Annotated in this window: 31 protein-coding genes and 1 pseudogene; 16 read left to right on the top strand and 16 right to left on the bottom strand. The window is 68.6% G+C overall.

All coding sequences use genetic code 11. The annotated features are described in order from the left end of the window. Positions 1-37: 37 nt before the first annotated feature. The gene (locus AB4039_RS19130) at positions 38-1,123 is read right to left on the bottom strand and encodes a hypothetical protein (RefSeq protein ID WP_442271287.1); all 1,086 of its coding nucleotides are present in this window, start codon (positions 1,121-1,123) and stop codon (positions 38-40) included. Between the two features lie 331 nt (positions 1,124-1,454). Here AB4039_RS19130 and AB4039_RS19125 point away from each other — a divergent pair, with 331 nt between their 5' ends. Beyond that, on the top strand, positions 1,455-1,670 hold the full coding sequence (locus AB4039_RS19125) for a hypothetical protein (RefSeq protein WP_442271286.1): 216 nt from the start codon (positions 1,455-1,457) through the stop codon (positions 1,668-1,670). Here AB4039_RS19125 and AB4039_RS19120 read toward each other — a convergent pair. The 8 genes and pseudogenes from AB4039_RS19120 to AB4039_RS19085 form a co-directional block, all read right to left on the bottom strand. Next, entirely contained in the window at positions 1,660-1,986 is a 327-nt protein-coding gene (locus AB4039_RS19120) for a hypothetical protein (RefSeq protein ID WP_442271285.1), read from the bottom strand. The genes AB4039_RS19125 and AB4039_RS19120 overlap by 11 nt on opposite strands. A 254-nt stretch (positions 1,987-2,240) precedes the next feature. Continuing rightward, a pseudogene (locus AB4039_RS19115) lies at positions 2,241-2,657 on the bottom strand (hypothetical protein); the annotation flags it as partial. Beyond that, positions 2,657-3,244, bottom strand: a complete 588-nt coding sequence (locus AB4039_RS19110; RefSeq protein WP_442271284.1) for a hypothetical protein — start codon at positions 3,242-3,244, stop codon at positions 2,657-2,659. The gene AB4039_RS19110 and the pseudogene AB4039_RS19115, both read right to left, overlap by 1 nt. A gap of 85 nt (positions 3,245-3,329) precedes the next feature. Next, entirely contained in the window at positions 3,330-3,521 is a 192-nt protein-coding gene (locus tag AB4039_RS19105) for a hypothetical protein (protein WP_442271283.1), read from the bottom strand. Between the two features lie 59 nt (positions 3,522-3,580). After that, the gene (locus AB4039_RS19100; RefSeq protein ID WP_266581849.1) at positions 3,581-3,862 is read right to left on the bottom strand and encodes a hypothetical protein; all 282 of its coding nucleotides are present in this window, start codon (positions 3,860-3,862) and stop codon (positions 3,581-3,583) included. 156 nt (positions 3,863-4,018) lie between these two features. After that, positions 4,019-4,276: a hypothetical protein gene (locus tag AB4039_RS19095; RefSeq protein ID WP_351921200.1), complete on the bottom strand. Its 258-nt coding sequence runs from the start codon at positions 4,274-4,276 to the stop codon at positions 4,019-4,021. A gap of 30 nt (positions 4,277-4,306) precedes the next feature. Beyond that, complete coding sequence (locus AB4039_RS19090; RefSeq protein WP_442271282.1) at positions 4,307-4,528, bottom strand: hypothetical protein; 222 nt, start codon at positions 4,526-4,528, stop codon at positions 4,307-4,309. Further along, entirely contained in the window at positions 4,528-4,704 is a 177-nt protein-coding gene (locus AB4039_RS19085; RefSeq protein ID WP_442271281.1) for a hypothetical protein, read from the bottom strand. Before AB4039_RS19085 ends, AB4039_RS19090 begins: the two co-directional genes overlap by 1 nt. Before the next feature lie 185 nt (positions 4,705-4,889). Here AB4039_RS19085 and AB4039_RS19080 point away from each other — a divergent pair, with 185 nt between their 5' ends. Beyond that, positions 4,890-5,162, top strand: coding sequence for a helix-turn-helix domain-containing protein (locus AB4039_RS19080; RefSeq protein WP_442271280.1), 273 nt, complete (start codon positions 4,890-4,892; stop codon positions 5,160-5,162). Beyond that, positions 5,155-5,529 (top strand): GIY-YIG nuclease family protein, encoded by a 375-nt coding sequence (locus AB4039_RS19075; protein ID WP_442271279.1) that lies wholly within the window; start codon positions 5,155-5,157, stop codon positions 5,527-5,529. The genes AB4039_RS19080 and AB4039_RS19075 overlap by 8 nt, the downstream gene beginning before the upstream one ends. Before the next feature lie 83 nt (positions 5,530-5,612). On the opposite strand, the gene AB4039_RS19070 is transcribed toward AB4039_RS19075, so the two are convergent. Further along, positions 5,613-6,530, bottom strand: coding sequence for a hypothetical protein (locus AB4039_RS19070; RefSeq protein ID WP_442271278.1), 918 nt, complete (start codon positions 6,528-6,530; stop codon positions 5,613-5,615). Continuing rightward, positions 6,527-7,165: a ParA family protein gene (locus AB4039_RS19065; protein ID WP_442271277.1), complete on the bottom strand. Its 639-nt coding sequence runs from the start codon at positions 7,163-7,165 to the stop codon at positions 6,527-6,529. The genes AB4039_RS19070 and AB4039_RS19065 overlap by 4 nt, the downstream gene beginning before the upstream one ends. Positions 7,166-7,242: 77 nt before the next feature. On the opposite strand from AB4039_RS19065, the gene AB4039_RS19060 reads away from it, so the two are divergent. Continuing rightward, positions 7,243-7,890, top strand: a complete 648-nt coding sequence (locus AB4039_RS19060) for an HAD family hydrolase (protein WP_442271276.1) — start codon at positions 7,243-7,245, stop codon at positions 7,888-7,890. After that, entirely contained in the window at positions 7,887-8,711 is an 825-nt protein-coding gene (locus AB4039_RS19055; protein WP_442271275.1) for a DUF1932 domain-containing protein, read from the top strand. The genes AB4039_RS19060 and AB4039_RS19055 overlap by 4 nt, the downstream gene beginning before the upstream one ends. Here AB4039_RS19055 and AB4039_RS19050 read toward each other — a convergent pair. From AB4039_RS19050 to AB4039_RS19030, 5 genes are all read right to left on the bottom strand, one after another. After that, a complete protein-coding gene (locus AB4039_RS19050) occupies positions 8,708-9,286 on the bottom strand; it encodes a phosphotransferase-like protein (RefSeq protein WP_442271274.1) in 579 nt (192 codons plus the stop codon). The two genes, AB4039_RS19055 and AB4039_RS19050, sit on opposite strands and share 4 nt — an antisense overlap. Further along, positions 9,283-10,269: an AAA family ATPase gene (locus AB4039_RS19045; RefSeq protein ID WP_442271273.1), complete on the bottom strand. Its 987-nt coding sequence runs from the start codon at positions 10,267-10,269 to the stop codon at positions 9,283-9,285. The genes AB4039_RS19050 and AB4039_RS19045 overlap by 4 nt, the downstream gene beginning before the upstream one ends. A 244-nt stretch (positions 10,270-10,513) precedes the next feature. Continuing rightward, on the bottom strand, positions 10,514-10,984 hold the full coding sequence (locus AB4039_RS19040) for a dCMP deaminase (protein ID WP_442271272.1): 471 nt from the start codon (positions 10,982-10,984) through the stop codon (positions 10,514-10,516). Then, positions 10,981-11,643: a RibD family protein gene (locus AB4039_RS19035; RefSeq protein WP_442271271.1), complete on the bottom strand. Its 663-nt coding sequence runs from the start codon at positions 11,641-11,643 to the stop codon at positions 10,981-10,983. The genes AB4039_RS19040 and AB4039_RS19035 overlap by 4 nt, the downstream gene beginning before the upstream one ends. A gap of 64 nt (positions 11,644-11,707) precedes the next feature. Beyond that, positions 11,708-13,138 (bottom strand): helix-turn-helix domain-containing protein, encoded by a 1,431-nt coding sequence (locus tag AB4039_RS19030; RefSeq protein ID WP_442271270.1) that lies wholly within the window; start codon positions 13,136-13,138, stop codon positions 11,708-11,710. 135 nt (positions 13,139-13,273) lie between these two features. Between AB4039_RS19030 and AB4039_RS19025 the strand changes: the two genes are divergently transcribed. The 11 genes from AB4039_RS19025 to AB4039_RS18975 all read left to right on the top strand — a co-directional run bounded on the left by AB4039_RS19025 (position 13,274) and on the right by AB4039_RS18975 (position 21,080). Continuing rightward, complete coding sequence (locus AB4039_RS19025) at positions 13,274-13,837, top strand: WhiB family transcriptional regulator (protein ID WP_442271269.1); 564 nt, start codon at positions 13,274-13,276, stop codon at positions 13,835-13,837. Positions 13,838-13,989: 152 nt separating this feature from the next. Continuing rightward, on the top strand, positions 13,990-15,462 hold the full coding sequence (locus AB4039_RS19020) for a hypothetical protein (protein WP_442271268.1): 1,473 nt from the start codon (positions 13,990-13,992) through the stop codon (positions 15,460-15,462). 227 nt (positions 15,463-15,689) lie between these two features. After that, a complete protein-coding gene (locus tag AB4039_RS19015; protein WP_442271267.1) occupies positions 15,690-16,028 on the top strand; it encodes a hypothetical protein in 339 nt (112 codons plus the stop codon). A gap of 41 nt (positions 16,029-16,069) precedes the next feature. Then, positions 16,070-18,088, top strand: coding sequence for an FtsK/SpoIIIE domain-containing protein (locus AB4039_RS19010; RefSeq protein WP_442271266.1), 2,019 nt, complete (start codon positions 16,070-16,072; stop codon positions 18,086-18,088). A 124-nt stretch (positions 18,089-18,212) separates the two neighbouring features. Next, the gene (locus AB4039_RS19005; RefSeq protein WP_136216825.1) at positions 18,213-18,404 is read left to right on the top strand and encodes a hypothetical protein; all 192 of its coding nucleotides are present in this window, start codon (positions 18,213-18,215) and stop codon (positions 18,402-18,404) included. 104 nt (positions 18,405-18,508) lie between these two features. Beyond that, positions 18,509-18,763, top strand: a complete 255-nt coding sequence (locus tag AB4039_RS19000; RefSeq protein WP_442271265.1) for a hypothetical protein — start codon at positions 18,509-18,511, stop codon at positions 18,761-18,763. Positions 18,764-18,816: 53 nt separating this feature from the next. Beyond that, a complete protein-coding gene (locus tag AB4039_RS18995) occupies positions 18,817-19,008 on the top strand; it encodes a hypothetical protein (RefSeq protein ID WP_351824219.1) in 192 nt (63 codons plus the stop codon). Positions 19,009-19,083: 75 nt separating this feature from the next. Then, positions 19,084-19,788, top strand: coding sequence for a hypothetical protein (locus AB4039_RS18990; protein WP_442271264.1), 705 nt, complete (start codon positions 19,084-19,086; stop codon positions 19,786-19,788). Positions 19,789-19,833: 45 nt separating this feature from the next. Continuing rightward, entirely contained in the window at positions 19,834-20,340 is a 507-nt protein-coding gene (locus AB4039_RS18985; RefSeq protein WP_442271263.1) for a hypothetical protein, read from the top strand. Between the two features lie 71 nt (positions 20,341-20,411). After that, complete coding sequence (locus AB4039_RS18980) at positions 20,412-20,837, top strand: hypothetical protein (RefSeq protein WP_442271262.1); 426 nt, start codon at positions 20,412-20,414, stop codon at positions 20,835-20,837. A gap of 27 nt (positions 20,838-20,864) precedes the next feature. Further along, complete coding sequence (locus tag AB4039_RS18975; protein WP_136216820.1) at positions 20,865-21,080, top strand: hypothetical protein; 216 nt, start codon at positions 20,865-20,867, stop codon at positions 21,078-21,080. The last annotated feature ends 60 nt before the right edge of the window (positions 21,081-21,140 follow it).

Below are 21,140 nucleotides of genomic sequence, written 5' to 3'. Positions count from 1 at the left end.
CAGTTGGTCACCCGCTTTTCGACGCTGGTACGGAGCTTCAGGAGCCGTCCTGGGACGGAAGCAGAGGATCAACGAACCGGATGCGGTCAAACCGGCGATCAGGAGCGTTGGGAGGGCGTGACCAGACGTTGGTGGCGTCACGGCGCTGCACTACGTCCTGGACGACTTCTCCGGCGTCACGCGCGAAGCCGCCGGGTACGAGAGCGACACGGTGGCAGTACATATCGCTGCTGTCCTCCGCGTACCCGTACCACTTTCCGTCCACGTAGCGCTTTTCAGGCCGGATCACGTCGATCAGCTGGAACGAGTCCAACGGCTGATGGGTCTCGTACGCGTCACGCCCCAGTCCGTAGTGCCCGAGGCGCACGTCGCTCGGGACATGGCTGATGGGGAACTGCTCCGACTCGACCAGGGTGGCGTGGTAGGTGAGTGTGTCGACCCACATGAGCAGGGCGACGATCTCGCTCGTGGTGAGGACGTGGATCCAGCCCTGGGTGAAGAACTCGGGCGGGAGCTCGATGAAGGCTTCGGTCTCCGTGGGAACGGTGTACGGGATGGACTCGGCCACGGTGCTCTTGCCGGTTTCCGACAGGAGTTCGTAGCCCTGCCGGGCACGGCCGGGGCCACGGGTCGGGCGGATGAGGTGCATCCGCTCAAGCTGCAGCAGAGCCTGTGTGATCTGCCTGCGGCGGTTGACCATGGCGGAAGCGCCCTGAATCCCGGGGCCCTTGTAGTCGGCGACGGAGGCCATCAGCCGCATCAGCGAGTGGTCGGCGCCGGCCTCCAGCTGCACGGGGTAGGGGCTCGTCCATGCGTTGCCGGGAGCTGCTTCGCACTGCGCGGCGTACAGCAGCATCAGCTGCAGGCGCAGGGTGAGCCCCTTGGGTGTGATCATCTGCGCGGCCAGGGGGCGCTCGGCCTTGGGGAGCGGCTTGCGCTCGTCGTCCACAACCTTTTTGACCGGCAGGCGGTAGAACTCCCGCCGGATGCGTATGCCGGTCGGCACCGTACCGCCCTTCCAGATCGCCTGGGCGGTCTCGTTGACGGTGGGGAGGAGTTCTCGGCGGAGCTCCCGCAGGGCCCCCAGCCGTGTCTCCACCTTCAGATCTCGTCGAATCTGCACAGTTACCACGGTTTGTCTCGCATGTCTGATTCGATCCACGAGTTTTGACGGATTCCCCGCTACGGATTGATCCGTATGTGTGCCGCATCATCTCAACTATCAAGTTTCGGATGACAAGTTGATGGCTCTCATGCGGATCAATCCGTCGCCCATTCTAGCCGACGAGGCATCAGGGGTCGCGCAGGATTTCTTCTGCAGGGCGCGAACAGCCCGGCAGGACAAGGCGGTCGGGGACTTCCCGCTCGCGGACGTCCAGCAGGCCTGGAGCAACGAGCCGTCCAAAGCAGAAGCTCCAGGGCCTGCAGACAGAACAGAACAGGAAACCAGTTTCGTGTCCGAGCTCGAACCTACCGCAGGCCCCGCCTACAGCATCACCTCGCTCCCGCCGATCCCCAAGCCCAGCCGCACCCTGGAGTGGGCGGACTTCGGCCTGACCGCGGCCTGCATCACGGCCGGCGTCGTCGTCGGCCTCACCGCCTCTGTCCCCCTCGGGGTCGCCCTCATCACGGCCGGGGGCGTCAAGGTCGTCGTGAACGTCATCCGGTAGCCCCACCTTCGGCGGACGCGTGGTGTGGCCGACGGTCCAGACCGCCGGCCACACCACGCAGCAGGCGGTTCACGGAGCCGGGCTCTGCCGGCCCGGCTCCTCCCTGACCCGGGTACCGCTCGGCCTCGACCCCGGCGACCGTCTTGGCCAGGCTCAGCGCCTCACCAAGGGTGTGCCGGAACGCGGCCTGACGCCCGACGTCGCTCACGTACTGCCAGTCCGTACCGGCCTCCGACGCGGTCCAGGTCCGCAGACCGGCCACGGCGCCGTCGGTCACCGCCCACCGGTCCGTACCGGCGCGATCGCGCTGCACCATGCAGCGGCTCCACGTCAGCCTCCGTCGTTGTGGTTGGACCAGGAGTGCCCGGCCGGACACCGCAGCACGTGAACGCTCAGCAGCTGGTGCGGCCCGCGGTCGTTCCATGCGTGGGTGCCCTCGACGGCCGACTCGTCGCAGTGCGGGCAGGGCCAGTCGGCCAGCTCGTACGAGGCGAGCGCCCGCGGCTCCGTCGACCGCGACCCGGCCACCGGCGCCGCCGCAGTCGCGGCCGGGGCCGGCCCGGGGGAGTCGGTGTAGCGGACCGGCAGGCCGAGGCTCAGCGCGTACGCGATCTCCAAGCGCGTCGAGTCGCCGTAGTACCCGCCGGGGTTGACCACCAGGACCTCGTCCGCCATCCGGATCTTCGCCCGGTGCAGTTCGTCGAGGCGCACCTTGAGCTCCTCGGCGTCCCGCTCGTCCGCCCACAGCAGGTGCGGCGTCTTCATGTCGCACGCCGGGGCCAGGACGATCCGGCCGGCCGCGGTCTCGCGCAGATTCGCCTCGGCGAGCTCCGCCCAGAACCGCGTCGAGCCGCACAGACACACCACTACGGGACGCCCGACCCCGGCGACCACAGCCACCGGCTCGACGGCCGCCGTACGCGGGTTCAGAAACGAGAGCAGCTTCTTCAACACCAAGGGCCCCCTTCGGGCTCCGAGAACCGTCATCACTTCATCCGCCGCAACAGCTCATCAGCCAGCTCGTCCTCCAGCCCGTACGCCTCCCGCTCGTGGTCCTCCACCAGCACCTCGTACGCCTGCACGGCACCCGAACTGAGCAGCTCCACGTCGTAGCCGTGCCGGTCGTACGCGATCCGCGCCTCCCGCACCCCCGGCCGCCCCATCTGCACGGAGTGCACGCCCTCGTGACACAGCACCCGCGCCACGTCCCGCAGGTCACCGCTCGACATGTCCTCGGCCTCGGCGTTCAACAGCAGCAGCGTCCCCTGGCGGCCGGGCCGGAGCACCACGTGCCCCGACGCCTCCCGCGCGTTCCGCCGAGCCGAGTCCAGAGCCTTCGACCGAACCCGCCCAGATAACCCCGGCACGAACGTCTGCTCCGCCCGGCAGGCCAGCTCCGCCAGCCCGTCCGACACGGTCAACGTCACCTCCAGCGGCTCCAGCCGCTGCCGGAACCGCTTCTCCAGCAGCTGCGCCATCACCGGCGCCGCCGCCTCCAGGAACGGCGCAACCGCGCCCCTCCTCCAGCCCATCCGGTAGGTCTTCACCCGCACACTCGGCCCGAACAGAGCCATTCCGCCTCCTTGAGTCAGCTGGTTGCCAGATCACTTGCAGGCCGGCCGCAACACCCCAGACGGGGAGCGCCGCCGACGGTGGTCGTCAGAGCTTGCGCAGCTCGTGCGCGTGGCACAGGACGGGAGCGATCAGGGGAGAGATCCCGCCCACCGTCCACCTGCCTCCCGTGCGGGGCCCCGGGGGCACCTCGTCCACGATCCGGCCGACCCTTCCGGCCGCCCGGGAGTCGTCACCGCAGGACACGATGAGCACCTGGTCCTTCGCCTTGAACGCCATGCTGGGCCTCCATTTCTGCGGACCGGGACCGCCCGGCCGCACGTCGCGACCGCGCGCAGTCAGGCGGTGGTCGGCGTCAGATAGATCCCGGCGGAACGCCCCAGCAGCAGCGAAGCCACCATGCCGAGCACACCGCCGACGAGCAGGAGCAGCGACCGGACCACGGTCACCGTGGCCCCGCCGCCGAAGAGCTTCGCCAGACCGCCGGCCACCACCCCGTACACGACCGACCCGACCGTCACCGGGTCGTGCCCGCCCTTCGCAGCCGTCCACGCCGCCCAGGCCCCCACCAGGGAGGCGACCAGCGTGATGAAGGCGAGAGTCGAACGCTCGATGGACATAGCAATCCCCCCAAGGGATCAGTGCGGGACAGTCCGATCAGAAACTCAGCAGCAGACCCGGCAGACCGGTGCCTGACAGCTCCCCCTCACCGCCCGACCCGTCCCCGCGAGCGGGGGCCGGTGCGAGCGGATCAGGCAACCGTCAGAAGCGAGCCGTCAGCCGCGGTCCCTGCGGGGGAAGGTGCGGTGGAAGCGGCCTCCGTCACCGTCGGCCTCGACGACCTTCCGCGCGTACTCCTCAACCTCCCGGCCCCGGGCCTCCCGGCCCTCGGTGGTCAGCGCCGCGGCGAACGTCCCGGTCCGGAACGTCGACATCGCCTCCCGGTCCCCGGACGCGATGGCCTGGTCCATGTCCCGGCTCATCTGGCTGTTGTCCTTCACCTCGGTGATCAGATCCCGGATGCGGTTCAGCATGACGATCTCCCTCTACTCGGATCTGGACTGTCAGCGCCGGACGGGACGCCGACGGGAACGCTTCTTGCCCAGGGCCTGGGCCATCCCGTACTGGAAGGCGCCGTAGGCCAGCACCGCCCCAGCCGCGAACGTCACCACCGGGACCAGCGGCTGGCCGAGGACCAGCACGACCGCCAGGCCCGTCAGCAGCGCCACGACCGCCGAGGCGCGGTCCACGAGCTTGCGCACCGGAGCCGGCACCCGAGCGGCCATCAGCCCTCCACCCCGTCCAACGCCGCGTCGTCGGAACCGGCCGGCTGCACCGGCTGCGTCACGGGGCCCAGGCCCAGGTCCGGCGCGCCGTACTCCCACGTCGGAGCCGAGGAACCCCTCTCCCGCGTCGAGTCGGGGGCGGAGCCCTGCTTGGTGTGGTTCGGCTGCTCGGTCACTGCGTCCTCCTGGCCATGTCGTGACTGGTGGAGCCCGGTTGTTGTCCGTGATGTTTGGTGCTGAGAACCTTGCTTAGTGAGTGCACAGCGTCACGTTGCCGCTCTGCCAAGTAAAAGCATAGAGCTTGCATGGACCAATGCAAAGGGGTGCGCTAATGTCTGTTGGTGAAGAGAGAGGGGACGACATGATCGACGCGCTGAACGCGGCCCTGAGCGCCGTGCAGGATTCAGACCTTCCCCCGCCCCGCGACCGCGTGCGGATCCGGAAGGCGGCAGCCCTCAACCAGGAGGCTTTCGGGAAGATCCTGAATGTCTCCAGGTTGTCCGTGAGCATGTGGGAGCAGGGCAAGACGGAGCCGAGCGGCAAGAATCGTCAGGAGTACATCCGGGCTCTGCGGCACATCTCCAGCACGCTCGGCATCCCGTGGATGGTGACGGGAGACGAACCGGATGCGTGACGACCGCACGGGGTTATACCGACTCTTCGACGGGTCTGACCAGCTGCTCTACGTCGGTATTGCCTTCGTACCGCGACAGCGCTGGAAGACTCATGCGCGACAAAAACCCTGGTGGGGCCAGGTGGCTCTCAGGGAGATCGAGTGGTTCCCGTCCAGAAGCGAGGCTGAGTCTGCTGAGATCAGGGCCATCGAAGCAGAGCGCCCCCGGTACAACATCCTGGGCACGGAATCGGCGCGTCCGACTTCCGGGGTAGGCAAGGCGATGAAGGCGGCGCCAGAGCCGCGCACTGTTGAGCAGATCATCGCCGGGCTCGAGGCGGCCAGGGAACGTCGACGTGGCAAGGCGAAGAAGGACGAAGCGCCCTAGGCAGGCGTCTTGGTGGTCGTTTTGGCAGTACGTAACGTGGGGCGGCACCGGTTCCCTGGTGCCGCCCCACCGTGTTCTTGGTCCTAGTTTCGGGCTGCCCGGTTGAGGGCCTGTTCCGCGCTGCTCTTGGCTTCAGTCAGCAGGCGAGCGGTTTCGACCGGGTCCTCTTCCATGGCCTGCTTGACCTTGGCGGGGGCGAGAGCGCGATGAGCGGATTCGAGCTGGGAGACGGCCTCCCGGATGCCGTCCAGCGCTGAGGGCGCCGAATTCGGCCCTGCCGTGGGGGCCTGGGAGGCGAGCTCGCGGGCCCGGGCCGTGAGCTCTTCCTGGCTCAGCTCCTCGTCCTTCTTGCGCGGGAGGCGCTTGATGACACCCTTGAGCTCGCGGACGGGGAGCTCCCTGCCTGTGGCGTCCTTGATGGTCTCGTGGACGGCAACCGATACCTCGGGGCCATAGTCCTTGGTGACCGTATTCAGGGCGCCGGCGGCCTTCTTCCCGATGGTGATGTCTGCACGTGCAGACACATCGTTCGAATCCTCTTCGAACGCTTTGTCTGCACGTGCAGACAGAAGCTCGCCGATCCGGTAGGAGGTCATCTCCTCGTATGCCGTCGGCCGGGACTTGTCGAAGACCTCCTTCGCGAACTCCTCGAAGGTGGCGTGGGTCTTGCGGTAGAGGCGGCGTCCGTTGATGTTGGCCAGGGACTTGCCCATGACCCACCAGGCGTTCTCGAACTGCTTGACGCCCTGCATGCAGAGGGCGAGGATCGCCTCTTCCTCGGCGCTGAGATCGCCGGTCGCCTCCGGAGTCTCCTCGGGGTCCGGGAGGTCCGCGAGGGTGATCATCTTGGCTGGGCGGCCCTGGGCGAAGACGACGGGTTGCCCGTTGGAGACGCTGGTCGGAACGCCGGGGAGCCCGGTGTTCTGCTGGCCCGGAAGGCCCACGGCGGTGCCGCCAGAGCGACGTGCAGCCCGTTCTGCGAACGGATCGGTCTTGCTCACGGGAGCAGCCCCTTCTCCTCCATCTCGGTCACCAGCTCGTCGAAGACCGAGCCTTTCGCCTGGATGGTGGAGCCTTCGTGGGTGCGCATGTACTTCACCACGGCCGGCACCACGGTGGTGAAGACGTTGTAGCCCTCGTTCTGGAGGTACCTGCGGACCTGGGTGACCTCGTTGATGCCGGTCGGGGCCTTGCACAGGAGGACCCAGGTGGCCGGCGGCTTGCTGTCCATGCGGTACGCGGCCATGTCCTGGATGAACTCCTTCATGGGGAGCTCCTCCATCCGCTCGACCTCATTCATGGACGGCGGGATGTTGATGACGGCGAGGTCTGCCAGTCGCAGCACCGAGGTGCCGACGGCCTGGTGGTCCTCAAGGTGGCCCACGTCCACAACGCCGATGCCGTCCTCGTACCCCGCCGGAATCAGCTGCGGGGTGGTGACGTGGAAGGCGGGGCTGGCGGCCTGCATCACCGGGAAGGGATAGCTCCCGGCGGCGTGCCATCGGCTGAACTGCTTACTGTCGTCTGCGTCGTAGCCGATCACCTTGCGCCCGCGCTCGTGCAGCGCGTGGCCCAGCCACGTCGAATTCGTGGTCTTGCCCGTACTGCGAGGGCTGACATTGGCGATGTAGAACATGCGGTGAGGGTACCGAGGACAGGGCCACTCCCCGCGCCGGCCGTCGCGTTTTGATGCGGAGACTAGGGTCGACTTCCGTGACGATCGCCCTTTTCGACCTCGACAACACCCTCATCGACCGACAGGGGACGCTGACCGCGTGGGCCAACGCCTTCGCCCGCAGCCGCGGCCTGGACGCACCGACTGAGGAACACCTCGTCGACGCGTTGCGTGACCGGGCCTACCCCGCCACCTTCGAAGCGCTGCGCCAAGAACTTCCGCTGGCCGAACCCACTGAGATGCTCTGGGCCGACTACGTCCAGGGCATGGCGGCCGGTGTCACCCAGCGGCCAGATGTCATTGACGGCGTGAAGCAGCTGCGCGTCGCCGGATGGGTGGTGGGCATCCTGACCAACGGTGCGGGCGACATCCAGAGGGCCAAAATCAAGGCGGCCGGGCTGGCTGACGTGGTCGACGCCGTAGCCATCTCGGAGGAGATCGGCGCGCGGAAGCCCGACCCGAAGGCGTTCCAGTCCGCGCTCGCCCTCTGCGGCACCGATCGTCCAGGCGAAGCCTGGATGGTGGGAGACAACCCTGAGGGCGACATCGCCGGAGCTCATCAGGCAGGGCTGCGCACCATCTGGGTACGTGGCCGCCCGTGGCCGCGGCACCTGCCAGCCGCGCACCACAGCGTCGACTCCGTCGCCGACGCCATCCACATCCTGATGATTGAAGGCTCCCTGTGACCACGATCGGTCTTCTCCACCCGGGCTCGATGGGCGCGGCTGTCGGTGGCCAGCTCGTCCGCGCCGGCCATCAGGTGCTGTGGTGCCCGGAAGGCCGCTCCCCGGAGAGCGCCGAGCGCGCAGCCAGGAATGGGCTCAAGGCGGCAGACCTGCCGCAGCTCCTGACCGACGCTGCGGTGGTGCTGAGTATTTGCCCGCCCGCCGCAGCCGAGGAACTGGCCCGTACAGCACAGGGCTACGCAGGCATCTGGGTGGAGGCGAACGCCATCACACCGCAGCGGACCGCGCGCATCGCTGACCTCCTCCCCGCGTCCGTGGTTGTCGACGGAGGGATCGTCGGCTCCCCGCCTACCGGCGGCAAGCGCCCGACGCTTTACCTCTCAGGCCAGAACTCGATCGACGCGGTTGCCGACCTGTTCACCGGAACCGACGTCCACCCCCACCTCCTGGGGCCTCGGATTGGGCAAGCCTCCGCGCTGAAGCTGTCCTACTCCGCCTACCAGAAGGCATCCCGCGTGCTGGCTGCCGTCTCCTACGGCCTTGCCGTCGACCACGGAGTTGACGAAGAACTGCTCGCTATTGGGGGGAAGCGGCCGGGTTCGTACCTGAACGAGGTCGACTACATCCCCAAGACAGCTGCCAGGGCCTGGCGGTGGGGCCCAGAGCTCCTCGAGGCCGCCGACATGCTGCGCGACGCCGGACTGCCGGACGAGATGCTGCGCGCCGCGGCCGCCGCCCTGGCCCGCTGGGAGCAGGCGAAGGACGACGGCCGTATGGATCTGGCGGGGGCGCTGGAGCAGCTGCGCCGGCTGCCGGGCTAGGAGTCGTTTCCCGCGGGAAACGCAGCGCGTACGTGCTCGCTGATCAGCTGTGCGGCCTCGGCGGGGGAATGGTCGCCGGTCTGCACGGTCAGGTCCCAGACCTGGTCCGGATGGGCTTCCACGTCGTTCTGGGTGGCCTGCCAGGCTCGGAGCCGGGCCTCGGTGTCGGAGTCACCCCGACCGGCCGAACGGGTCCTGGTCTCTTCGCGGGTGCACCACAGGAGGACGGTCGTCCAGTCCGCGGGGTAGGCGTCGATCACGGCTTGGACGCCTTCGATCTGCCCCAGGTGCAGTACAGGGGTCAGGCCGGCGGCCACCATCTTGTCCAGGCCGGGCTGGTCGACTACGTAGACGTTGCCGTAGCGGCTGTTGGAGTAGATGACCTTGCCGTCCTTCTCCAGCTTTGCAAGGTCCTCGGCGCTGCCCATCCGGTAGCCGTCGGTCTTGCCACTGCCGACCTTGAGCCGCTGGAACTGGGCGAAGTCGGCATCGAGCTCGGCGAGCGCACGAGTGATGGTGTCCTTCCCGGCGGCCGGCGGCCCGTAGAGGATCACGGCGGGAGGCAGAGCGGTCATGAGTACATCCGTCCGATGGCGAGCTTGGCCTGGTCCGTGAGGCTCACCGCGGAGCCGAGGCGGTTGTCGACGACGAAGTGGTCCACCTTCGGAGCGAAGTCCACGTCGACGCCCTTGATGTAGTCGTCCCAGTTGCCCAGCTTCCAGCTGTCGCGGGCTGCGCTGCGGAACGTGATGTACTCGCGCATGCTTTCGTGATCGCACTTCACCCAGATCACGGCGACCTCGGCGCCCTGGGACTTGCACCTGTTGATCAGCCGTTGCATCCAGGCCGGGTCGGAGAACTCGCGCAGGAACGGCGCATCGAGCACGGTGCTGATCCCGGCGCGGATGTTGTCGGCCGCGGTCTCCATCAGGCACTGGTACTCGGCATCCCGCGCCTTCTCCAAGTACAGCGGCGTGTGCCTGTCGTGAGGATCGCCGCCGTGAGCCACCAGGAGGGCCTCGACCAGCGGCCGGGTCAAGGAGTCCTTGTCGAGCCGAGGCCAGCCGGTCAGGTACGAGATGAACTCCGCGAGCTCACTCTTCCCGCTCCCCGCGTAGCCGCCGACCAGCACCAGATGAGGGCGGTGCGGGTCGCCGCCCGTGTGGCGTCGGCGCCAGGCATCCAGGATCCGGTGTCGCAGACCGTGGTGGTCGACCTCTCCACCCGGAGCGATCTGCAGAAGCGCCGACTCCACGGCCTGGACGTGCGCGCCCGTCACGGAGTCGGTGTGCGGCGTGATCTTCGGAACCTGGGACTGTTCCTCGTGCGGCAGCTTGCTCCGGAACTGGAGCTCCCAGGGCGCCGCGTTGTACAGGAGGCAGTACGCCCGCTGGTAGTGCGGGTTCGGGTACGCCTTGCCCGCCTCGTGGTTGAAGACGGTCTGGAAGTTCGCCTGGATCGGAAGGCGGGCGATCTCCGCAATCTTCCGCAGCTCCTCTCCGGAACCCTCCAGCGTCAGCCCGTGGGCCTCGCGATGCTTCCGCAGAGTGCCAGGCACCCATCCCGGATGATCTTTTGCCACCACGTCACCCCCGCCGTTCGTATCCATAAACCGGAGGCTAGGTCCGCCTCACGAGAGTCCGGTATCAGCCGCGAGTTGAAGCGATCGTTGAAAAAGCCCCTGAGCTGCGCGGATGCACCCCTTCAACTTGCACGATAGTCCGCGAATCCGTCACATCGGCGGGGAATCGGCGAGCAGGCCGAAGGCCCGGGTCACTGACCCGGGCCTTCGAAGGAAGCAGTCAGGGCTTGAGCCCCGGAAGGTGGCCGTTCGCGGCGCGGGCGGCCTGGGCCAGCTCGGGAATCTCCACGACGGTGAGGCCGGCCGCAGTCAGCATCTCGACGCCCTGGCAGTCATCGACAAAGTACGAGGGCTCGCGCCAGGCGACCACCACCCGCGACAGCCCCGAGCGCAGGATGTGCTGCGTGCACGACAGCGGCCGCGAACGGCGCTGGGTGCATGGCTCCAGCGACGTGTAGATCGTCCCCCCGCGAAGCTGGGCGGAGCTGACCTTCGCGAGCGCAGCCTCTTCCGCGTGGACATGCAGGTCGCCGCCTTCGCGGGAGTACCCGCGGGCAACCTCTTCCTCCTCTGCGTTGAGGACGACCGCACCGACGCTGAAAGCACCCTCGGCGGGCGGGCAGGAGTGGGACAGCTCGATCGCCGTCCTCATCCACTCGAAGTCGTCGTCCGTCCAGGCGCGCTCGGTCACTGGCCGCCCTCCTGCTTGGGCAGGTAACGCAGCAGCGCCACATCGCCGACCGCCCGCACCTCGGCGAGCGTCATCCGCCGGGTGGAGCCGCCCGGGTACGACGCCGGGTTGAGGAACGAGGGCGCGTCGCCCTGACCGACGACGAGCGGAGCGATGGCGAGGTGAATCTCGTCGACCAGCCCGGCGGACAGGAACGCGGTGTGGACGGAACCCCCGCCCTCAACCATGAGCCGCTGAACGCCTCGTTCGCCCAGATCGTCCAGGAGCCGGCCGAAGTCGACGGTCTCGCCGAGAGAGACCACATCCGCCAGACCAGCGAGCCGTTCACGGAGCTTCTCCGCCCCCGCGTCGGTGGTGTAGGCAACCTTCGCTTCCCCGTGGTGCCAGAACTTCAGGGTCGAGTCGAGTTCACCCGAGGCGCTGATCGTGACCTTGAGGGGGTAGGCGGATTTGCCCGCCGCGACTCGGGCCGCGCGGCGCTCCTCACTGTTGACCAGCAGCCTGGGATTGTCGGCACGCATCGTTCCCGCACCGATCAGGATGGCGTCGGACTGGGCCCGTACTTCGTCGACGCGGTCGAAGTCCGCGGAGTTGGACAGCAGGAGCCGGTCAGCGCTGGTGTCGTCGATATGGCCGTCGACCGAGGTGGCGACACTCAAGAGGACATAGGGGCGGGGCAACGGTTCTCCCTGGTAAGAGCGGTAATGGGGCAGAGGGTACGGGTCACGCCTCGTGGACGACACAGGCGTCAAGCGAGTCCCGGAACTCGCGGACCGACGGGACCGCGTGCCACCCCTGCAGTGCGCTGTCGAGCTGAGCCAGCTCCGCCATGATCCGGGCGGATCCCGTCTCGCTCCCGATCGCCAGAGCCTCCAGCCCCACGGTGGCGGCCTGCTCGGCGTCCCTGGTGCCGGCCAGCGCCAGCGCCTCGCGGGAGAGGTACACCCCGCGGTCGCGGTGATACCCCGGAGGCAGCGCGGAGATCGCCGTACGGAACCCCTCGGCGGCCGCGCGATGGTCACCGAGCGCCGACTGGCTGCGAGCCTGCTGGACGCTGATGTAGGCGTCGTCCAGCCACACACCCCAGCTGGACGAGGGATCGGGATCCACAGCGTGGAGGAGCTCGCGTGCACGGTCGTACGCCCGCGACGACTCGGCCGCCTCCCCCTGGAGCGCGTACCCGTGCGCGGCATACGTCGCCGCGACGGCCGCCAACCGACTCCCCGGGCGGGCCACGCCCTGCGCTGCTTCCGCCACGTCGACCGCCTCGACCGGATCCAGCATGTCGCCGGCCAGCTGGCTCTTCCTCGCCAGGATGTAGACGGTGAGGTCCGGATCCCCGGCCCCGTGGGACCACTGGAGTGCACGGTCCATCCAGTACTGCGCAGCACGGTGATCTCCCGCGTCCTGGTGGAACCAGCCGCACAACTCCGCGAACTGGGTCTGGACCTGGAGGAGCTGGCGACGGTCTGTCCCGCGCTGGCCTTCCCTGAGCGAGGTGATGGTGTGGATCTGCTCCTGAACCTTCGGGATGAGCTGGTGGGGACCGAAGAGATTGTCGGAGTCGATCAGCACCCGGCGGATTGCCTGGAGGTGCTCAACCGGGTTGCGGTCCGCCATCGGCGCCCGAGGGGCCGCTTGAGCCAGCGGAGCGCCCACGAGGCTCGTGGCAGCAGCAGCGCCCAGGCCGCCCAGAAATACCCTTCGAGGTACGGACACGAAGATGATCCTTCCGTCAGAGGTACGGCAAGGGATGGAAATCCCCTCCTCCGACGGTGCCTGTGTGCTGGCTTCCTCGGCCAGACCAGCCGGGCTGTTGGCCACATGGGCCCCCGCTTTGGCCACATGGCCACGAGACAGGACATCCAGTCCCACGCCGCTCTGGATCGCTTCGTGGAGACGGACCAGGGTGCCGCGGGCCTCCAGGGCGTCGTCGTACGCGCGGACTAACGACGCCGAGGGGGCCTGTTCCCCGCGCTCGGCGCGCGCCATGTAGCTGTAGTCGTACCTGATCCGCGCCTTCAACTTGGCCAGGGACAGCCGGCGCTCGTTCCGCCACGACCGCATTTCCGCGCCCAGGTAGTGCTGTGGGCTCGCGTGCGGTGTCAGTTCGTTCGGCCGCTGCCCCACGTCGTCCTCCCCGATGTGGCCCACGTGGCCAGCACCCAGCGGCCACATGCCGCACCTGCCATCCGGCCTTGCACTGCGGATACAAACGGATCACAGGCAGCGCTCAGCCTATCCACCACCGGTGACAGCCGGTACGGGCTGAGCACGGGAGGAGGGCTGATGCAGCGCCAGCACGCCGTCTCTACACGCGATTTCAACGAGCAGCGACCCGCACGTGAAGACCGCGTTGAAGCAGACCCGAAAGGCAGCGTGATACCTCCTGTCCGCCTTCCCCGCTTGAGTTGTCACATCGAAAACGACAGCTCGGAAGGAACGCAGATGAACGCCGCGATGACGCTCGACACCGCCGCCCACCTCGCACTTCGCGTAGCCGCAGTCCGCGACTCCGTGTCGCTCCCCGACCTCGAGTCCGCAGTCGAGGAGCTGGGGCAGTGCCGGCGGTACGACGCCGAACGCTGGTACCTCGGCGCTATCGGTTCCCGCCGCACGGTCGCCCGCGACCTGGTCCAGACCGAGGAAGAGCGCGAGGTGTGCCAGGGCTGCTCCGTCCGCGACCGCTGCCTCTCGCTCGCCGTACTCACCGGAGACACGGCCGACAGCATCCACGGTGGCCTGCTTCCCGTGCAGCAGCGCGAGGTTGAAGCGGCCCTGGATCGGCAGGGGAACGCGGTGGTTCTCAGGCTCCCCTCCCGCGTCGATCCCGTCGTTGAGCAGGCAGCATGAGCCTGTAGACACACGACTATGCAGACAACCTTTCAGAGATGTTGGCATCAGCTCTATGCATTTCTCCTGGCAATGCGCTAGCTTTGGGGAAGCAGGGAGCATGCAGTGTTCTTGCTCCACAGCTACGCGTAAGTCGAGACATAGGAGTTGGCATGACCGGATGGATTGGGGATTTCGCCGATGCGAACCCCTGGCCCGTGGCGATTGGAGCCGCAGTGGTCGGCCTGGCGCTGCTCGCGCTGCTGGCTGTCGGGGCGAAGGCCGGGATCAAGGCGTTCAAGACCCGCCGCTACACGCAGGGTCGGATGACGGTCGCGCAGATGGTGTCGACGATCGGCGCCCTCGGTGCGACGGGCGTCGGCGCCAACACCGCCTGGCGGTTCGCGGGTGAGCACCTGCACATCTCGAACACCTGGGAGCGTGCGGGCCTGTTCTTGGTCGGCGAAGTGATGCTGTTCGGTCTGGCGCTGATGGCGAGGCAGAACCTGCACAACGCGGAGATGCGACGTACGGGCCTGCCGGGCACGTTGGTCTGGGTCCTCTCCGCCTTCCTTGCCGTCCCCGCGATCTCCGAGTCCGACTCGGCGGCCGGCGCGGCCTGGCGGATCGTCCTTGGTCCGATGGGCGCCGCGCTCCTGTGGCACCTGGCGATGGGGATCGAGCTGCGGCACTCCGGTGAGGAGAACACCGAGAACAACGGTGTCGCAGCACGGATCATGCGGAGGTTCCAGCAGCAGCTCCTGGCCCGTCTGGGGATCGCGGAGCAGGACAAGGACGCCGAGGAGCTCATCCAGGAGCGGGCCCGTAGCCGGGCCGCTGAACTGGCCGACCGGTACCGCGGCCTGAACGAGAAGCAGCTCAAGGGATGGCGGGGCCGTCGGCTGCGGAGCAAGCTGCGCGCGACGCTGCGCCGTGCCGATGTCGCGGGCAACCCGGAGCGCAAGCGGCTCCTGCTGGCGGACCTGGCGGTCTCCTCGCACGCCCCGGCCCTGGTGGAGCTGGTGCACCCGTCCCCGTGGGTCGAGGTCCCCGAGGTCACCGCCGCGCCGGCCGCTCCGCCGCTGGAGCTGACCAGCAGCGAGGAGCGGATGTTCGAGGTGTTCCGTACGTACCTCGCCCAGCACGGCTCGGCCGAGGCTCTCCAGCTGGAGGCGGGCAACCCCCTCCCCGCGTCGAAGGACGGCGTGGACGAGGCGCTGGAGCAGCTGCTGGAGGAGGCCAGCAAGAGCGAGGACGGTCCGGACGACGATGACGACCCGAAGAGCCCCGGCGGTGCGCCGAGCCCGGAGGCGGACGACACCGATGCGGTGCTGGACGCCACGGTGTGGGCGCAGCAGGCGCCGGAGGAGCAGGTGCAGGAGCGGGAGCCGGTCCTGAGCCGCGAGGAGATGGAGCGGGCCCTGCACACTGCCAAGTTGCAGGAGCCGGAGCTGTCGAAGAACAGCGACGCGATCCGCTACGCGATCTCGGTGACCGGAACGACAGTGGCCGGGCAGCTCGTCCGGTGGCTGGCCCTGCACGGCCGGGAGGGCGTGAACGAGGGGCAGGCGTACCGGGTCGCGAAGAAGCAGGTGGAGGAGAGGCGGAGCAACATCCGTCAGCTCCGCCCTACCTCCGGGGACTGACGTGGCAGCCGGGATGCAGCGGGTTCGGCAGGCGGGCTCGACCGCGTGTCCGGTCTCCGTGATGGTCTCGGCCGTACAGCAGAGCTACGGCAGGACCCCAAGACAGCACGAGAGCAGCGAAATACCTGATCAGAACCGCAGTGAGTTGGTTGATCCGGTCGGCGGGCGAAGAGCCTGGCAGCAATCCCCGCCGACCGGTACGGCCCACCAGATGGATGGAGATGACCGTGGACGACATTGTCGCAGCGGCCCGGCAGGGCCAGGACCAGAGCGGCAGTACCGGCCGGAACGACGAGAACAGCAAGAGCAGTGAGAGCAGCCCCTTCGAGCAGGGTCACGCCCTGCCCGGCGGGGTGACGAACGGCGGGAAGAGCAGCGCGCTCGCCCAGGTTCTGGCGCAGATGCAGGGCCGCGAGCAGGGCGTGCAGGGCTCCATGCAGGTCGTGTTCGACCTGAAGGCGTTCGTGCAGCAGCCGGAGCAGGTGCAGCAGACGCTGATGGGGCTGCTCCTGACCGGCTCCGCCGCCGAGATCAGCCTCCGTGACGACGTTGCGGCGGGTGAGTGAGGATGCCGGTCTGGATCCTCCTCGTCGGCGCCCTGGTGCTCGTGGCCCTCGTGAAGGGCGGGGCCGGCCGGAGCGAGCGGCGCCTGGCGAAGGCCATAGCGCACCAGCAGATGCCGATGCAGGCAGCCGACGCCCCGGCCTGGATGCCCGGAGCCTGGGCGAAGGGCCACAAGCGGCACTGGCTGAGCCTGGTCCCGCGTTGGGCCAAGGTGCTCCTCCTGGCCGTCCTGGCGGCCGCGGTGGGCGGCATCTGGTGGCTGTGGGCCAACTACCAGGGCCTGTTCACCCTCGCGGTGGCGGTCATCCTCGTGATGGCAGTGTGGCTGTGGAGGCGCGGTCGGCTCGCCCGGCGCCACCGCGAGATGGTCGTGAAGCCGTTCTTCGCGGCGGCCCGCAAGATCCTGAACGACATCCCGGACGGCGCGACGCACAAGGACTGGGTGTCGATCCCGCAGCACCTGATGGGCGGGGAGGATCTCGTTCGCCGCACGCTCCGGGACCGGCTGCCGGCCTCGCTGGTGGAGCGCATCGACGCGTCAGCGACGGTGGCCCGCCTCTCCCTGGCCTGGGTGAAGTTGCTCCGCAGGCCGGTCGCCTGGCTCGACTGGTTCCGGGCGCTGAAGCTGGTGGCCTGGTGGCTGGAGCGCCGGGCCGCGGCTGAGGCCGACGCGGCTCTGTCGGTCAAGATTCCGCCGGAGGCCGAGCTGGGCGATGGAGAGCAGGCACGGCTGAAGAACCTGGTCAGCCGCCGGATTCCGGGGGAGTGGGACGCGTCCTGGGACCACCAGAACTTCGTGGTGACGTTCAAGCACCCGCCGCGTCCGCCGGCCAAGGTCCTGTTCTCCGAGGTCCAGGAGCTGATCGACGGGCTGAACGACTCGCAGGTCCTGCTGGGTCTGGGCAGCCGCAACGAGAAGATCATCCTGGACTTCGAGGACGAGACCCCGCACGTGGGTCTGTCGGTCGGTACGGGTGGTGGCAAGTCGTCCACTCTGCGGAACATCATCGTTCAGCAGATCCGCAAGGGTGCCGAGAAGTTCATCATCATCGACCCGAAGCTGATTTCTCTGGACTGCCTCGATGGCATTCCCGAGGTCGAGATCTACACCGAAATTGCGGAGCAGTGGGCCGCCATCGCGGGATTCGCGCTGGAAATGGAGCGCCGCTACCAGATCAAGAAGGCCGATAAGTCCGCGACTTTCCCCCGCTGGTTCCTCGTAATGGAGGAGCAGAACGACTTCGCGGAGGAGTCCTACCAGACCTGGATGGACGTCAAGGAGAAGAAGGACCCGGCGCGCCCGCCGGTGTTCAGTCAGCTCGCCAAGAGCCTTTTCAAGGGCCGTCAGGCGAACATGAACATTATCTCCGTCTACCAGCGTCTTACCGCCCGTGCCGCAGGCGGTACGGAACTGCGTGACCAGTACGGTGCAAAGATTCTCGCCCGTTTCTCCCCGCAGGCGTGGAATTCTCTGGTCGCGACGACGCCGAGGCCGAAGAGCTCGCGCCACAACGGGCGGGCGATCGTGGTCATCGGCGGGTCCGAGCGGGTGTGCCAGCTGGTGTTCGTCGACGAGGACGAGGCCAGGGCGTACGCCCTCAACGGCCGCAGCCCGGTCGCTCCGCCGGCCTACGTGCCGATCGCTCAGCGTGAGGCAGAGGCTCTTCCGGAGCCTGTGTCCATGGTGAGGGCAGGAGTGTCCACTCCTAGCGATCACCTGGGAAGTGTCCATGGACTGTCCATGGACAAAACCGACAGTAACGGCGCAAACAGCTCCACCACTGAGAGTGATGTCCATGGCGGTTCGGACGGGGTCGTGATCCCTCTCGTCCAGCCCCGGGAGGAGCCGGAGCCGATCGTCGGCAACGACGCGGCCGCCGCCTTCCTGGAGATGGAGAAGGACGCCTTCGTCAAGGCCCGCAGCCGCTACAAGAAGCGCGAGGGCGACGACATCCCGGGCACTTTCCAGGTCGGGAATTACCCTGCCTGGTGGCCCAAGGACCTCAAGCGGTGGCAGGCAAACCTCCCCCGCACGGGCGTCAAGGAAGTCGCCAGCAAGTAGCCGAATAGCGTGTGGCGGCCCGGATATCACCGGGCCGGGCCGCCACCGCCGATATCAAAACCCCTTTGCTTAACGCTCCTTGGATACCCCTGTCTCAAAATCCCCCGAGAAACGGTGAATTCAAATGGCCAGCATTTCCATCATCCTTCTCCTCATCGCAGCCTGCGCAGCCCTCATCAAGATGGGCTCCATGAAGGTCTGGCACGTGATCATCGCCGGAATCCTCGGCTTCTACATCCGGGACTCCTCGATAGGGCCGCAGATCGGCGAATGGCTCGCCGCGTTCTTCAACTGGCTCGGAACTCTCAAGGTCTGAACCGGCCGCCGTCGCTGGTTCCCGGCGCGTAATTCCGCACCGGGCGCCGGCGTCCACGACCGGACCGCAGCCCCTCTCGACCGCACGAGAAAGGAGCGCCACCGATGTTGAACTTCACCTCCCTCCCGCGCCCGGCCCGGACCGCGTTCATCGCCCTGATCGGCATCCCGGTCTTCGCCATCACGGTCCTGGACCCCGACCAGCTCGACGGCCCCAAGCCCCTCGGCCAGGTCATCACCCGCGACGGCGGCCGGCTCACCGTCCGCACCGCCGACGGCCAGTTCCACGAGATCACCGAGCACCCGGCCGCGGTCCGGCTGTGCGACCCCGGCCGGACCTTCCCCGCCTGCACCCGCTGACCCCGGCGCCCGGCAACCCGCCGTCCGCCCAACCCACCCCGAAGGAGCCCGAGATGCGCATCACCGACAAGGACGCGATCAACCACACCGAGGCCGCCCGGATCGCCGGGACCGTCCTGGTCGCTGCCCTCCGCGGCGGCAACCTCAGCGGCCGCCAGAAGCGAAAGATCGACCGGATCATCGCGGGCGCCGAGGAGCGCGAGGCGGCCCTGGCCAAGGAGAAGGCCAAGAAGGCGAAGAAGTAGCCCCCGGCCCGGCACACCCCCACCCCGATAACGCACCACCTCCATCTCCGACCCACCCACAGGAGCGAAACCCAGATGAGCACCGACCACACCGACTCCACCGGCCGCCAGAACGAGATCCCGGCGCCGTTCCTCTTCCTCAAGACCACCGCCGAGGCCGCCCCGGCCGAGCCGGGCATCGCCACCGGCTCGTTCGCCCAGAGCCTGCGAACGGCCCTGCGCCGCTGGTACGGCGTCGCCCGCCCGGTCGTCGGGAAGTGGCTGGAGGAGCGCGCGGACGACCTGCGCAACGCGTTGCGCGACGGCTGGGACGAGACGACGACCTGGATCAAGGCCACGGTCGGCGCGACCGTCCTGCTGGCCGTGGCGGCCGTCGCCGTGATGAGCCTGGCCCTGATCGCCGAGTCCGCCGTCGACGGCGTGAACGCGGTCGCGGGGGTCCAGGTGCCCGCCGGTTCGGGCGGACGGACGGGCCTGCTGGCCTCCATCACCAGCCCGGTCTGGACGTACCTGCAGAGCCACACCGCCGGCCTCGCCGTCACCGCGCCGACCGCGTACGGCGCCTGGATCCTCACGGTCGCCGGTACCGGCCTCCTGTCCTTCGTCACCAAGGCGTTCGGCGCCCGCCTCGCCTGGGGCGCCACGGGCGCGGCCACCGCCTGGATGGTCTGGCACGGCGCCCCGGCCGACGGCCGCGAGGTCGCCCTTGGCATCACCGTCATCGCCTTCGCGGTCCTGTCCGTCCCGGCCCTGCGCGCCTTCCGCATCCGCGGCTTCTGACCCCAGCCCCTTCCCCGCGTCCACGCCTGAACGAAGGAGAACCCCGTGAACACCCCGACGCAGCCGGCCGAGCAGAGCGCGCTGGAGCAGCTGCTCACCGCGTACGCCGAGTTCCACAGCCCCGAGGCCGTCCGCCGCATCGCCGACCTGAACGAGCGGGCCGGGGCGATGGAGGCCGCCGGCCGCTGGGTCACCGACCTCCCGCAGTCGCTGGCCGCCGCTCTGTCCACCCCGGACGCGTGGACGGCGTTCCCCTCGCTCCGCCTGGACGTCTACTACGTCCCGGCCGCCGCGGTCGTCCACCTCGGTCACGGGGTGTGGCTCCACCACACCTGGTGGCCGACCGAGCCCGGGTTCAGCGGTGACTCGGAGGCGACGCTGCTGGCCCCGTGCGCCTGCGGCAAGGGCTACCAGTCCTTCGAGGTCACCACGCAGGACGACCTGGTCGGCACGCTCGCCGCCCTCTCCGGGGCCGCGCTCCTCGCCGGAGACATCGAGGGCCGGCCCGACTGCGACGACGACGGATCCTGCCGCAGCACCTCCCTGAACTGACCCGGCATATCCCCGGCGGGCCCGCCCGCCACCGCACCGCCCAAGTCCCGATCACCCGGAGGAGAACCGACATGAGCATCCACCAGCTGACCACCGCCACCGCCAACGTCACCGCGACGGTCTTCACCGACCAGGGCGACCTGATCGCCGCCCTCGACGCCCAGACCGACACCGCGTTCGCCGACCCGCAGACCCTCGCGCTCACGGCGATCCGCCAGCTGCGCGAGCCGGCCGACCACCAGCCGCAGCTCCTGTCCACCCGCAGCCGGGTCGCCGACATCACCGCGCTCCTGGAGTCGATGACCGCCGCCGCGCAGGCCGCCGAGCACAGCGAGCTGGCCGAGCTCCTGGGCGGCGCCGCCGAGATGGCGGACGACCTGCTGATCCTCCTGGCCCGCGCCGCGCACGGCACCCTCCCGGCCACCGCGGGCGACGGGGACGGCGAGGAGCTGGAGGACGACGAGGACTGGGCCGACGACGAGCCGATCGCGGCCTGACACCGAGAACGAAAGAGGAGGCCCGCCATGAAGTACCGCGTCGACATCCCCACCCGCGACAAGGCCACCGGCGCCCGGGGCTGGCAGTGCCTGGTCGTCACCGCGACGGTCAGCCGCGAGGCCCGCGAACTCGCCCTGGCCGAGGCCGGAGACCTGGCCGCCGTCCGGCACCGCCGTGACGCGGACTTGGTCCTCGACGACCCCGCCCGACCGCTCCAGGTCTGGGACGTCACCCGCCGCTAGCTACGCCCCGGGACGGCCGTCACCACCGGCAAAAGTGCGTCGACCGCCCCGGGCCCCCGG

Origin of the sequence: Streptomyces sp. M-16 (assembly GCF_052114405.1) — a bacterium.
Lineage (GTDB): Bacteria > Actinomycetota > Actinomycetes > Streptomycetales > Streptomycetaceae > Streptomyces.
This window is presented reverse-complemented; position numbering and strand designations above follow the sequence as displayed.